We start from the raw sequence: 12,985 nt of genomic DNA, 5'->3' as shown, positions 1-12,985 counted from the left end.
TCGACCATCGAGACTTCGAGCAGCGGGCGGCGTTCGATCGCTGCCTTGCCGAGGCGATCGAGCGCTTCACGCCGGATTTCATCGCCCTTGCCGGCTTCATGCGCGTGCTGGGCGACGCATTCGTGCAGCGCTATGCCGGACGCATGGTCAACATCCACCCGTCGCTGCTGCCCGCTTTCCCTGGCCTCAACACGCATCGCCGCGCGCTCGAAGCCGGCGTGCGCATTCACGGCTGCACGGTGCACTTCGTCACGCCCACGCTGGACATGGGGCCGATCATCGTCCAGGCCGCCGTGCCGGTTCTGCCCGGGGACGACGAAGCGAGCCTGGCTGCCCGGGTGCTCGAGCAGGAGCATCGCATCTATCCCCAGGCGCTCGCCTGGCTTGCAACCGGCCGCGTGGCGCTGCAATCGGAGCGGGTCACTTTCCCGCACGACCGGACGGCGCAGACGCTCATTGCGCCCGCGCTCGATGCCTGAACGCTCATGACGCGCGCACAATTCGCCGAGTGATGCCGTGCTTGACCGTACCGCGCGCACCTTGTCGCTTTGCCTCGCCGCTTCGGCCGTGCTCCATCTCGCGCTGGTCGCGCAATTGCCCGGTTTCCCGATCCAGTTGGACGCCCAGGAAACGCCGTTGAACGCGCAGATCGTCGAGCTCGATCCTCCGGTCCCGCCGCCGCTGCCGCAGCCCGTCCCCAAACGGGCGATCAAGCAGGCGGTCGCGCCGAAAATGCCCCTCGCTCCCGTTGCGCCGCCGCCTGCGGCCATTGCATCGCCCGCGCCGGAGCCCATCGTCTTGCCCGGACCGGAGCCGATCGTCTTGCCAAGCCCGGAGCCCGCTGTTTCCGCCACGCCCGAAGAGGCCGACCCGGCCGCGAGCGAAATGGCTGCAGCCGAGTCCCCGCAGGCCACCGCCGCTGCGCCCGAATCGCTGGCGCCGATACCGGATACCGAGCCCCCCGCAGCGGTTGCCGAAGCGGCTTCCGAGCCCCCACAACGGCAGACCGGCACCATTCGCTACGAGGTCTACTACGGGTCGGACCGATTCAGCATCGGCCGCTCGGTGCAGACCTGGTCGATCGACAAGAGCTCGTACCGCCTCACCAGCTTCTCCGAGACGACCGGCCTGCTCGGATTGTTCCGGCCCTACCATTATGCGTACGTGACCGAAGGCCGGGTCGAGCCGGACGGGCTCAAGCCCGAGGCGTTCACGGTCCGGCGCGGCCGCGACGGCGAGCGGCAAGCAACTGCTCACTTCAACTGGGCGAGCGGCGAACTCACGTTCGGCAAGCTCGGCTCCGCGCGCACGGCGCCTTTGAACGCCAGCAGCTACGACCTGCTGACGCTGTTCTATCAATTGCCTCGCATGGGCCTCACACCCGGGCAGCTGCAGGTTTCGGTCACGACCGGCACCAAGTTCAACACCTACCTTCTGGAGGTAGGCGCCGAGGAAGTGCTGGAGCTTCCCGTCGGCACCTTGCGCACCATTCCGGTGCGGCAAGTGCGCAGGCCGGGCGAGGAAAGCATCGCGGTATGGCTCGCGCCGGAGAAGCGCTATCTGCCGGTGCGCATCGTTTTCCTCGACGAACAAGGCGACATGACGGCGGAGCAGATCGCCACCCAGATCGCAGTGGGAACGCTGGCGGCCGATGGGCGCTGATCCGCGCGCGTCGCGCGCTCGCCGCCCGCGCGCAACGCGCAGTCCCGGCCCGGCCGGCCGGGCGCGCGCACGACCCGCTCGAGCGCGGCAAGCCGGCAGTCAAACTGTCCTCTCGCCGGACGCGGTTCGCCCGGCGTTGGCTGCGCGCGGCACGAGCGCATTGCGCAAGGTGCTCGAATTCGCGGCACCGGCCGATCATGTTCTGCGCCGCTTTTTCCGCGAGAACCCGGAGCTGGGACGGCGCGACCGGGGCTTCGTTGCCGAAAGCGTGTTCGCGTGTCTGCGCCGACTGCGCTGGTATAGTCACCTGGCCGGTTCGCGGGATGCCCGGCGTCTTTTCATCCTTGCGGCGAACCGCCTGCCCGCATCCGAATGGCGCGAGCTGCGCCATGCGCTCGATGGCGAAGAACGCGCCTGGCTTGCGCACGCCTGCGATCACACCGACGATGCGGCTGCGCTCGGGCTCCGCGCCGAGCTGCCCGACTGGGTCATCGAGATCATGCAGGCCCGGATCGAGGACGAGCCTATCCTCGCCATCGGCCGCGGCATGCAGGCGTCGGCGCCGCTCGATCTGCGGGTCAATAGCGCGCGTGCCGAGCGCGAGGAGGTGTTGGCGGCGCTGCATGCGAGCGGAATCGAGGCCCATGCGACGCGCTACTCGCCGTTGGGAATCAGGCTCGATTCCAAGCCCGCGCTGGAGCACCATCCGCTCTACCTTACGGGCGCCGTCGAGGTCCAGGACGAAGGCAGCCAGCTCCTGGGCTTTCTGCTGGCTCCGCGCAGGCGCGAGATGGTGGCGGACTTGTGCGCCGGCGCCGGCGGCAAGACTTTACTGCTCGGCGCGCTGATGCGCTCGGAAGGCCGCTTGTACGCCTTCGACGTGTCCGCACAGCGCATCCGCCGCTTGCACACGCGCCTCGCCCGCTCGGGCTTGAGCAACGTGCAGCCGGAGACGATCGCTCACGAAAACGACGTACGGTTGAAGCGACTCGCAGGCAAGCTCGACCGGGTGCTGGTCGACGCACCCTGCACGGGATTCGGCACGCTGCGGCGCAATCCCGACCTGAAATGGCGTCAGGATGCAGCCGATCTGGCCGCCCTTACGGAAAAGCAGTCGTCGATCCTCGAAGCGGCGAGCCGACTGCTCAAGCCCGGCGGACGGCTGGTGTACGCGACCTGCAGTTTTTTGCTGGCGGAGAACGAGGACATCGTGGCAGCATTCATGCGCCGCCACCCCGAGTTCGCGGCGCTGAACGCGCGCGACATCCTTGCCCGGCAAGGCATTGCAATCGATACGGGCGAGCGCCTGCAGCTCGCGCCGCACCGGCATGGAACCGACGGCTTTTACGCCGCGGTGCTGGAGCGGCGCTCGGCGTGACTGCAAGCGGAAACCATCGAGCGCACACGGGCCTTGTCGCCCGCCCCCGACGCCCGCTCGAGGCGGTAGTATTGCGGTTGGTTGCTTGACGCCAAGGGGAATTCGGCGCAAGCGCCGGTGCGAATTTCGGCGCAAGCGCCGGTGGGTTTTTGCGGCAAGCGCCGGTCAAGAGGCAGCCGCCGCGCCTGCTCCGGCGCTTGCCGGCGACAGGCGTTACTGTAGAATGCCCGCCAGTCCAGTAGTGGAGAGGATTTGATGTTTCAAGGTGTTTTGGACCTGCCGTGGTGGGGCTATGTCGTCGTGGTGCTGGCGACGACGCACGTAACGATCGCGGCCGTTACGATTTTCCTGCATCGCCACCAGGCCCATCGGGCGCTCGACCTGCATCCGATCCCGAGCCATTTCTTCCGTTTCTGGTTGTGGCTCACCACCGGCATGGTGACCAAGGAGTGGGCTGCGATCCATCGCAAGCACCACGCCAAGTGCGAGACGCTCGACGATCCGCACAGCCCGCAGATCTACGGCATCCGCAAGGTGCTGCTCGAAGGCACGGAGCTCTATCGCTCCGAATCGAAAAACGCCGAAACGATTGAGCGCTACGGCCACGGCACACCGGACGATTGGCTCGAACGCCACGTATACACAGGCCATAGCGCCGCCGGTGTCGTCATTCTGTTGCTCGCACAACTCGCCTTGTTCGGCCCGATCGGCGCCACGATGTGGGCCGTGCAGATGCTCTGGATTCCTTTCTTCGCCGCCGGCGTCGTCAACGGCCTCGGCCATTACTGGGGCTACCGCAGTTTCCAGTCGGCCGACACCAGCACCAACATCATGCCGTGGGGCATCCTGATCGGCGGCGAGGAGCTGCACAACAATCACCACGCGTATGCGACCTCGGCCAAGCTCTCCAACAAGTGGTACGAGTTCGATATCGGCTGGCTCTACATCCGCATCCTGTCCGCGTTCGGCCTGGCGCATGTCAAGAAGGTCGCGCCGCGGGTGAGGAAGCTGCCCGCGGCCAAGCCGAGCTGCGACGACGAGCTGCTGCAAGCGGTCATCACGCACCGCTACGACGTGCTGCAACGCTATGCCGCTGCCCTGAAGGGCACTTGGCGCGCCGAATTGCGGGCCTTGCGGGCGCGGGCGGCGCACGGCGCCGAGGAATGGCACAAGCTCAAGGGGTGGCTCACGCGCGATTCGAACGATTTGCCCGAGCCCGAGCGCGCCCGGCTGAGCGAGACCGTGCAGTCGAGCCGCGTGCTCACGACGGTGCACTCGATGCGCGAGGAGCTTACCCAGATCTGGGGCCGATCGACGGCCTCGCGCGATCAGCTCGTGCGCCAGCTCGACGATTGGTGCAAGCGCGCCGAAGCCAGCGGCATCCAGGCCCTGGAGCAGTTCTCGCACCGGCTACGCTGCTACGCCTGAGGCGCCTTCCACCCACAAAAAAGCCCGCGATTCGCGGGCTTTTACTTTTGCGCTTTTACTTTTGCTTTGGCGCTATTGCTCTTGCGCTATTGCTTCTGCGTTCGTGCGCCCGGCAGGGCGCGCTCACTTGAGCTTGGTTTCCTTGTAGATGACGTGCTTGCGCGCAACCGGATCGAACTTCTTCATCTCGATCTTCTCGGTCGTGGTGCGCTTGTTCTTGGTGGTCGTATAGAAATGACCGGTTCCGGCGGTCGACTCCAGCTTGATCTTCTCACGCATGTCCGGCTCCTATTGACTGTGCGGGAAAGCGGCTTTCCGCATACTCCCCTCTCCCCCCGGGAGAGGGGTCGGGGGTGAGGGGATGGATCTCTCAGGGCTCGCCGCGCAACCGCATTTCGGCGAGCACCACCTCGATGCCTTTCTTGTCGATGGTCCGCAGGCCCTTCTGGCTCAAACGCAGGCGGACCCAGCGCTTTTCGCTCTCCACCCAGAAGCGGCGGTACTGCAGGTTCGGGAAGAAGCGGCGCTTCGTCTTGTTGTTGGCGTGCGATACGTGGTTGCCCTTCTGGGGGCGCTTACCGGTGACCTGACAGACTCGTGCCATGACGGCTCCAACCGCTCGATTTGCGAAAAGTCTGCGATTGTAGCCCGGACGCAGAGCACGCTCAAGCGCGAGTCTTTTCCGCGACTCCTTCCAACGGGATGTGAGTCTGAAGCGACTGCGCGCCGGCGAGCTTTGTCCGATCCATGTTCCGGATGCCGCCGGCGAGGCAAGAACTCACAGCAGCCCCCTCTCCGCGAAAAATGGTGAGCGCGACATTTTTCGCGGAATGTGGATTGCTGTGATATGTGGAGTAGCCGCTGCGTCCTTCATGGGCGCGGCGGCTAGGCGGACGCGAGCTTCACATATCTTACGGCGCCACGCCTCCTCAGAGACGAAGGCGCCGGAGCTCCCGATTGACGCAGTTGATGTCGAAACCCTCCGGATCGAAGGCACCGCCGACCCAGACGAGCATTGCGCCGTGCTCTTCATGATCAGCATTGGCGATGGCCTCGAGAAACTCCTCGTATCCCGGAATTCCGCCGACATCTTCCGGGGGGCAGGCGCGCTCGCCCGCAACGCATAGCGGGTAGGGCCAGTCGGGCACGGGCTTGCCGATCGATTCGACGACGATGCGGTGCTCCCAACCGTCGCCGAAGTCGTATTCGTAGCTGAACTCGCGGATCGTTTCTCCCAAGAGAGCGCCAAGCGTGTGCCCTTTCTCGGCCAGCATGTTGAGTTCTTCCAAGTCCTCGCTGTTGCTGTAGACGCGATCGCCAATGTGGAAGCTGTGCAGGTGCGAGTCGGTCCATCCCATGGCGATCTGCAGCACGCTGTGCAGTCTGAGAAGCGGGATGTTGGCCGCAACGTGCAAGCGTCGCCAAATGAGCGGCTCGATGTACTGCAGCTCGACGCGCAAGGTATGAATCCTGGAAACCGAATTACGGCGAGCGGCCATGGCGATGCAGTCCTGTCGAGTTGCCGAAGCGGAATACGCCAGCCCGCTGCATCACCGGCCGAGAGACTGCCGGCGTGCAGCGAGGCTGGTCTGTGGGTCCTGCATTATCGGCAACTACATCCGGCGCAGCCACCCGACGAGATCGCGGCCATCCAGGAGCAGGCGACCCCCGCGCGGTGGCGCCAAAGTATCGGGGAAGACCTGAGAGAGCGCCCGACGCTTCAGATCCAGGTCAGCCCGGGCGTAGCGCATGGTCGTGTTGAGATTCGCGTGGCCCAGCCACTGGCTGATGGTGGCGAAGTCGACTCCCGCCTTGAGAAGCGCGACCGCGGTACTGTGTCGACTATGTAGCCGACTAGATAGGAGGCACACGCTTGCGATGGATCTACTTCATCACGGCGCCGACCAGACAGTGATCGCTCTTTGGCTCGGACACGAGTCGCCCGAGACGACGGCCATCTACCTGCAGGCGGACATGCAGCTGAAGGAACGTGCCCTCGCAGCCACGACTGCCAAGAAGACGTCGCTACCTCGCTTCCGCCCCAGCGACCGGCTGCTTGAGTTCCTCAAGGGCCTCTGATAATGCCGGGGGCGCTGCACGATCGGTCAACCCACGACACTCGATGGTGCGGCGTTACTCGACGGCGGCATCCGGAATAATCCGGGACCCGGAGTTATGGCGGAAGCCCTGCAGTCGCGGCCGGCGCCCGTTCTGGTCACGAATGGCGGCGGCGTCGAGAAGCTCCATCATCGTTTGATAAAAACCTACACCGGTATAGGCACGTCCGCGCGCATGGCAGATGAGGGGTGCGGTTGGGCGGCAATCGAATCCGATCCGCTGACGGGCGGAAAGGTAGCTGCGAAGCTCCGAGCGCACGCTGGGCGAGAGCGGCACCCAGCGGGACTTGTGGAACTTCGAGTCGCGGATGAAAAGCACGCCCCGACGGGCGTCGACATCGGCCATTCGGAGCCGTACGAGCTCGCTGCGGCGAAGGCCACTGGTGTAAAGCAGCAGGATCGCCAGGCGCAGAACGATCGGTCGCAATGGCTCGGCAGCGCGCGGGATCAATGCCGAAACGTGGCGCAGGAGCCGAATGACCTGCTCGCGCTCGATGATGCGCGGGAGCGGCAGCGGCTGGAAACGCGTGAAGGAGCTCGGGTCCGGAAGGAAGCAATCCGGTTCGGTTCGGCGCCGGTAGCGGCAGAAGTTATAGACGGCGCGCTCCCGGATGATGCGGGTGCGGTTACTGAGGCGGGAAAATGGCGCGCGCCAGCGCGCGAAGAGTCGCTCGTCGAGATCGCGGGCGCGAGCTGCCACGAGAAACCGGCGCAGCAGATGGAGCGTGTACTCCTCCTTCGCATAGCTGCGTCCGAGTGCGCGGCGAGAGGCGAGGTAAGAGGCAACGGCGGCATCCCAAGCCACCAACGGCTTACGCGTACCCATGGCGACCTCCCGGACGGGTCAGGTTGCAGGGCACTTCGAGGGCGACACCGCGCAAGGCCGCAGTGTGGAGCCTCAGGTAAGTGCAAGTGGAATCGAGGCGACGATGTCCGAGCAGGTCTCCAATCACCTTCACGCCGACCCCACGCGCGAGTAGGCGCATTGCAAATGCGTGCCGCAGGCTGTAGGCGTCGCTCGAGCCGCCCAGCTTCGCCGCGCGCATGCGCTTCTCGAAAATATTGCCGACCGCGGTACTCTGAAGTGGCCCGTTCGGGCAGCGCGCCCGCAGGAAGAGCTCCGGATACGTCCACCCCTGGCGATCCCGTTCCAGCGCGAGGTACTGAGTCAGCACCCGGATCGTCGCGGCCGCCAGCGGCCAGGTGAGAGACGAGCGCGTCTTGTGCTGCTTCACGCTCAGGACGCCGCGTTCCCAGTCGATCGAGTCCATGCGCAGCGATACAACTTCGGAGGGGCGCAGGCCGTAATGCGAGATCAGATGCAGAATGCAGTAGTCGCGCCATCCCGACTTGCTGGCGCGATCGATCGAGGCGAGCAACGACTGCACGGTTCTCCAAGGCAGCGCTCGGGGTGGCAGCTCGTCGCGATAGGTGCGCGGCGTGTCGATGGCTTGGTCGAGGCGCGAACCCAGGTGACCGCGCTCGTAGCAAAACCGCAGGAATGCGCGCATGTGGCCGACCACGTGCTGCATCGAGTGGCGCGACAGCTCTCGGCCCCGCAAGACGACGAACGCTTCAACGTCGCTCTGCGTGAGAGCGCTCAAGTTGCGCGAGCCGACCCCACGGACGAGAAAGTCGGCAACCGTATAGGCATGATAAGACCGCGCAGAACCGGATAGTCCCCGAAATTCGATGAGGTGCTGCGCGTACTCGCGCCGCAGCCTCGCAAAGCGGTCTTCGGCCTTCGGCTCGATCAGGCGGTTGCGGGCGCGCAGAAAACGGACATACGCACGCCGGCCGCCTTCGAAGAGCCGGATCCGCGTCGGCGGCCCGCCCCCGGGGTCGAATGCCCGCTCGATGTCGGCGAGCGCGCGCTGTCCCGAGTCGTCGGGTGCACCCATGGCGGCAAGTGCTTGTTGGACATAAATAAGATGCAGATGGACGGGGTCTGGCGAATAGCGTTCGCTCAACAGCCACTGGGCGAAATCGGACAGCTCATGCGGGGACGCCGATCGGGCGATCAGGCGCTCGGTCTTGGGCAGCAATTCGGCAGTCATGGCGCTCTCCACGGTTGAGGGTGGGAGCGCCACGCTACGCGCAGGCGCCTGAATTATGTGGAGTAGATCGGATTCACCCAGGTCTTCCCCCAGGAAACCAAGGGAATCAACTCCACATATCACAACAATCCACGTTCCGCGAAAAATGGTGAGCGCGACATTTTTCGCGGAACGTGGACTTATCTGATATGTGGAGTTGATTCGTCTAGTTTCCCTGCGGAACGACGGCCGAGACTGATCTACTCCACATAACGTAAGCGCCTGCGGCGAGGGTGGCGTTGCCGGTCGATCGCGGCAAGCTTGTTCATTTAAGTGGCCCTCGCGGCGGTGCGGGCGTCGTAGGGGCTCGATCGATTACCCGGCGCGCCAGCGGTTGCAGCAGTAGTGGAGATAAGTACATGGGGAAGTAGCAGAAGGCGAAATACAGCCAAGCGAGGTCGGGCAACACGCCACTGGTGGCGGCGAGCATCAGCCCCACATTACGTTGCGACGCCGTGAATCCGAGCGTGAGAGCGCGCTCTCGACCCGCAGATGCGAAAAGGAGAGTGGTCAGGCAAAGCACTGCGAAAAAAACGACGAAGGCAAGCGCGACGAGACCAATTGTGAGCATCGGGGTCGCGATGAACCGGCCAGCGACGCTTTCCATAACGGCCGCTATGAAGACGAACAGGACGAGAATGTTGAGCCCGTCGATCCTCTCGCTTTGTCGCTCGATAGCAGTGGCGCCAGCGATCCGTCGCATAGTCAAGCCGACCAGAGCGGAGCCCGCAAGGATCGCAAACAATTTAAGCCCGAGCGCCAATGGTGGGAGCGTAAGCGCCGGGCCGAGAAAGACATGCGCGAACAAGAGCGCGGTAAAGGGTAATAGCGCTGTGCTCGTTATCATCGTGCAGAGGACGAGCGTTGCATCCAACCCCATCAACGCGGCGAGTGCAGGAGCCGCCATCAGGGGCGGCGCGGTGGCTTGCAGTACGAGCGCGAGGAACAGATCGGGTGACTGTTCGTCGAGACCGAATGCGCGGTACGTGGCGCCAAGGAGCATCGGTATGACCAGCGAAGTCCATGCTGTTGCTGCAAGCACGATTCTGGGGCGCCGCAGGTAGCTCCTGAACGCTGCCGCGTCCACGCGAAGAAAGGCAATGCACAACAGCACAAAGACCGCTTCGGTCACAAACGGTTTGAGCAAGGCGCCGATCGGTGGCATCGCGACACCAATGACAATCAGCGCTGCGACTGCGCGCGTGCCTTGCTGCCCGAGCCACGACAGCACCGCCGCGGGTGCATGAAGCACAACCCTACTAGGTCTCTCCATCGACACCTCTCCCATAGGCACGCAACCAACGGCTGCATATGCTTACAAAATCGGGGCGAGTTACCTCGATCTTCTCACCCGCGTTAGGACAAACCGCGGTTCCGTCGGCGGATGCCGGATCACGCCGCAGTTCTACACGTTACGTCGAACGAGGCTACGAAACTAATGGTGCTTCATTCGCTCCCCCGCGACCATAGAACTGCGACTTCGACTGGAACCTACCGAGACTTGGATTTGTGGCGCGCCCCCACCGTCAGGTGGGGAGCGCCACGCTACCTGGCCGCACTTATCGAGTTGATTGATTTTCGACTTGGTTCTGCAGGAGAACCGCCAATTCCGAGTTCACATAGCAGCTACATTCGGCGCAGCCGGCCGACGAGATCCCGCCCGTCGAAGCAGCAGGTGCCCGCCTCGGGGTGGTGCCAAGGCGTCCGGGAATACCTGGGAGAGCGCACGCCACGTTGAATACAACGATGCGCTACGCCCGTGCCGATCTCGATCTCAAGCGTCAGGCGAAACGGCGGTCCGCGCTCCAAGTCGCCTTCGAGCGCGATTCGCCGAACGTCCACTTGCAAGATCGTGGCAACCTGAGACTTCCGCATTCCTCAAGAAGCCGAGGACGGATGCCGAGCGTAGCCGGGGAAAGGAACTCTGTGCAAAGGACTCTCGCAAGGGGCCGTTTTTGCAAACGTACGCCATCGACCCATTGCCGGTGATCCACGATTCCAAAAAAACCGGCCGTTCGACCATGAAGCGAATGGCCTCTCCCGAAAGTCAAATAGCCCCGCCAACAGAATTGGTTCTGGCCGTCCGGCGCAGTGCCTGCGGCGGCTGGCCGAAAGCGCGGATAAAGGCACGCCGCATCCGTTCGGGATCGCCGAAACCGGTGCGCGCGGCCACTCGCTCGATCGGTTCGGCGCCGCTCTCGACCCGCTCGCGTGATGCTTCGAGGCGAAGGCGCTCGATTGCCTTGGCCGGAGTCATGCCGGTGTCGGCGGCGAACGCTCGGGCGAAATGGCGTGGGCTCATCGCAGCGCGATCGGCCAGCCGCTCGACCGACAGTCGTTCGTCGAGCCGCTCACGCGCCCAAGCGAGGAGCGACGAGAACCGGCTGCCCGGGCGATCCGCCTCGAGCAGCGCCGAGAACTGCGATTGACCGCCGGGGCGGCGGTGGTAGACCACGAGCTGTTGCGCCGCGCGTTTGGCGATGGCCTCGCCGAGATCCTCGGCGACGAGCGCCAGCGCGAGGTCGATACCGGCGGTGATGCCGGCGGAGGTCCACACCGCACCGTCGCGGATGAAGATGCGGTCGGGCTCGACGCCGACTTGCGGATAGGCGCGGGCGAACTCGGCGGCGCGTCCCCAATGCGTCGTGGCGCGACGGCCGTCGAGCAATCCAGCCGCGGCAAGGATGAAAGCGCCCGAGCAGACGCTGGCGATCCGACGTACACGGCCGGCAGCCCGGCGAACATAGGCCAAGGTGTCGGCACAGGCGGAAGCTTCTCGTGTGCCCGCGCCGCCGGCGACGATCAGCGTGTCGAAAGGATCGCCCGAAAATGCCTCCGCAACCAACTGCACGCCGGACGAGCTCGCCACCGGCCCTGAAGTTCGGGCGATGAGCCGCAGTCGATAGGCCGGCGATGCAGTCTCGCGTCCGGCCTCCTCGAACACCGTTAGCGGCCCGGCCGCGTCGAGAAGCTGGAAGCCCGGGAAGATCAATACGGCTGTTTGGCGTTGCATGGCGGTAAATGAGGGAAATATGACATTTCGGACGAGCCTATCTCCGCTACCGTAGCGGTGTCAATGCGGAGGATTCGACCATGAGCGATCACCAGCCGATTATCGTCTTCGCCCTGTTTCCCGGAGTGACGCAGCTCGACTTCACAGGGCCGCATGAGGTGTTCTCGTACTGGTCCGGCGCCAGCGTCATCCTGGCGAGCGTGGAGGGCGGGGCGATCGAGGCCACCGGTGGAATGACCTTTGCGGGATTGCGCCGGCTCGCCGCGATCCCCGAATGCGATGTCGTGTGCGTGCCGGGCGGCCGCGGCGTCACCGATAACGCCATTGGCGATGCGGTCTTCATTAGCGAATTGCGCCGGCTTGCCGCAACCGCCAAATTCGTGACCTCGGTCTGCACCGGGTCGCTCGCGCTCGGCGCGGCCGGGCTGCTGCGCGGCAAGCGTGCTGCCTGCCACTGGGCCTGGCGCGAGCTGCTGGTGCCGTTCGGCGCGATTCCCGATTCCAGGCGGGTGGTGCGCCTCTATGTCTCGGGGCACTCGGCCGGCGGCCAGTTGACCGCATCGACGATGACGCTGCCGGTCGTGCGCGGTGGGATCGCGATCAGCGGCATCTACGACCTCGAACCGATCCGGCTCAACTATCTCAACGAGAAGCTCGGCCTCGATACGACGGAGGCCGAGCGCAACAGCCCGCTGCTGCACATCCCGCCGACGTCCCGCGAGCTCGTCGTCACTTACGGCACACGGGAACTGCCCGAGCTGCGCCGCCAGTCGATCGACTATGCCCAAGCGTGGGTCGAGCGCGGCCTACCCGGCCGATTGTTGCCGGTAGACGGCGCTGATCACTTCACGATCCTCGAGGCCCTGGCTGACCCGCAAGGCTCGCTGACGCGAGCGCTGCTCGACATGATCGGCGGCTGACCAGGCGGCTGCCTCGGCGATTGCAGGTGACAGTTCGGACCGTGCACTGGCCAGCATTGTAGTGCTGGCAGTTCTCCATTGCCGAGAGGCCGGCGGCACGCTCAACCATATTGAGCCACGACGCCGGTAGTCATGGCGCTCTTCACGGTTGAGAGTGGGAGCGCCATGCTACCTGCGGGGCTTAAATTATGTGGAGTAGGCGGGTCTCAGCTGTCCTGCCGCAGGGAAAACCAGAAAATCAACTCCACATATCAAAGCAGTCCACGTTCCGCGAACGAAATCGCGGCATTGCCCGCGATCACGAAGTGGTCGAGCACCCGCACGTCCACCAGCGCTAAGGCCTGGCGCAACGCCCGTGTGAGCGCTTCGTC

At 64.7% G+C, this 12,985-nt stretch carries 14 protein-coding genes and 1 pseudogene (1 of these 15 cut by a window edge); 6 read left to right on the top strand and 9 right to left on the bottom strand.

All coding sequences use genetic code 11. The features are described from left to right. The 4 genes from GEV05_19700 to GEV05_19685 all read left to right on the top strand — a co-directional run. Positions 1 to 479 carry the 3' portion of a phosphoribosylglycinamide formyltransferase gene (locus GEV05_19700; GenBank protein MPZ45570.1) on the top strand. Its footprint begins 172 nt before the window's first position, so only the last 479 of its 651 coding nucleotides appear in the window; its start codon lies beyond the left edge, outside the window; the stop codon is at positions 477 to 479. Positions 480 to 516: 37 nt separating this feature from the next. Beyond that, positions 517 to 1,662: a DUF3108 domain-containing protein gene (locus GEV05_19695; protein ID MPZ45569.1), complete on the top strand. Its 1,146-nt coding sequence runs from the start codon at positions 517 to 519 to the stop codon at positions 1,660 to 1,662. Beyond that, complete coding sequence (locus tag GEV05_19690; GenBank protein ID MPZ45568.1) at positions 1,652 to 3,040, top strand: methyltransferase domain-containing protein; 1,389 nt, start codon at positions 1,652 to 1,654, stop codon at positions 3,038 to 3,040. The genes GEV05_19695 and GEV05_19690 overlap by 11 nt, the downstream gene beginning before the upstream one ends. Before the next feature lie 255 nt (positions 3,041 to 3,295). Beyond that, positions 3,296 to 4,468, top strand: a complete 1,173-nt coding sequence (locus GEV05_19685) for an acyl-CoA desaturase (protein MPZ45567.1) — start codon at positions 3,296 to 3,298, stop codon at positions 4,466 to 4,468. 123 nt (positions 4,469 to 4,591) lie between these two features. Here GEV05_19685 and rpmG read toward each other — a convergent pair whose 3' ends face one another. The 4 genes and pseudogenes from rpmG to GEV05_19665 all read right to left on the bottom strand — a co-directional run bounded on the left by rpmG (position 4,592) and on the right by GEV05_19665 (position 6,309). Beyond that, on the bottom strand, positions 4,592 to 4,747 hold the full coding sequence (gene rpmG, locus GEV05_19680) for a 50S ribosomal protein L33 (protein MPZ45566.1): 156 nt from the start codon (positions 4,745 to 4,747) through the stop codon (positions 4,592 to 4,594). 91 nt (positions 4,748 to 4,838) lie between these two features. Next, positions 4,839 to 5,072, bottom strand: a complete 234-nt coding sequence (gene rpmB, locus GEV05_19675; protein ID MPZ45565.1) for a 50S ribosomal protein L28 — start codon at positions 5,070 to 5,072, stop codon at positions 4,839 to 4,841. Positions 5,073 to 5,397: 325 nt separating this feature from the next. After that, positions 5,398 to 5,967, bottom strand: coding sequence for a plasmid pRiA4b ORF-3 family protein (locus GEV05_19670; protein ID MPZ45564.1), 570 nt, complete (start codon positions 5,965 to 5,967; stop codon positions 5,398 to 5,400). A 114-nt stretch (positions 5,968 to 6,081) separates the two neighbouring features. Further along, positions 6,082 to 6,309 (bottom strand): annotated as a pseudogene (locus tag GEV05_19665) (tyrosine-type recombinase/integrase). On the opposite strand from GEV05_19665, the gene GEV05_19660 reads away from it, so the two are divergent. Further along, positions 6,218 to 6,547, top strand: coding sequence for a tyrosine-type recombinase/integrase (locus GEV05_19660; GenBank protein MPZ45563.1), 330 nt, complete (start codon positions 6,218 to 6,220; stop codon positions 6,545 to 6,547). The pseudogene GEV05_19665 and the gene GEV05_19660 sit on opposite strands and share 92 nt — an antisense overlap. A 54-nt stretch (positions 6,548 to 6,601) precedes the next feature. On the opposite strand, the gene GEV05_19655 is transcribed toward GEV05_19660, so the two are convergent. The 4 genes from GEV05_19655 to GEV05_19640 all read right to left on the bottom strand — a co-directional run bounded on the left by GEV05_19655 (position 6,602) and on the right by GEV05_19640 (position 11,694). Beyond that, positions 6,602 to 7,411 carry a tyrosine-type recombinase/integrase gene (locus GEV05_19655; protein MPZ45562.1) on the bottom strand — a complete coding sequence of 270 codons (810 nt, stop codon included), beginning with the start codon at positions 7,409 to 7,411 and terminating at the stop codon, positions 6,602 to 6,604. After that, positions 7,398 to 8,486 carry a tyrosine-type recombinase/integrase gene (locus GEV05_19650; protein MPZ45561.1) on the bottom strand — a complete coding sequence of 363 codons (1,089 nt, stop codon included), beginning with the start codon at positions 8,484 to 8,486 and terminating at the stop codon, positions 7,398 to 7,400. Before GEV05_19650 ends, GEV05_19655 begins: the two co-directional genes overlap by 14 nt. A 460-nt stretch (positions 8,487 to 8,946) precedes the next feature. Further along, a complete protein-coding gene (locus GEV05_19645; protein ID MPZ45560.1) occupies positions 8,947 to 9,954 on the bottom strand; it encodes a Na+-dependent transporter in 1,008 nt (335 codons plus the stop codon). Between the two features lie 774 nt (positions 9,955 to 10,728). Further along, positions 10,729 to 11,694: a helix-turn-helix domain-containing protein gene (locus GEV05_19640; GenBank protein MPZ45559.1), complete on the bottom strand. Its 966-nt coding sequence runs from the start codon at positions 11,692 to 11,694 to the stop codon at positions 10,729 to 10,731. A gap of 80 nt (positions 11,695 to 11,774) precedes the next feature. On the opposite strand from GEV05_19640, the gene GEV05_19635 reads away from it, so the two are divergent. Beyond that, positions 11,775 to 12,614: a hypothetical protein gene (locus GEV05_19635; protein ID MPZ45558.1), complete on the top strand. Its 840-nt coding sequence runs from the start codon at positions 11,775 to 11,777 to the stop codon at positions 12,612 to 12,614. Between the two features lie 251 nt (positions 12,615 to 12,865). On the opposite strand, the gene GEV05_19630 is transcribed toward GEV05_19635, so the two are convergent. Further along, a partial coding sequence (locus tag GEV05_19630) for a hypothetical protein (protein ID MPZ45557.1) occupies positions 12,866 to 12,985 on the bottom strand: 120 nt, incomplete at its 5' end.

This window comes from Betaproteobacteria bacterium (assembly GCA_009377585.1).
Taxonomy (GTDB): Bacteria; Pseudomonadota; Gammaproteobacteria; order Burkholderiales; family WYBJ01; genus WYBJ01.
This window is presented reverse-complemented; position numbering and strand designations above follow the sequence as displayed.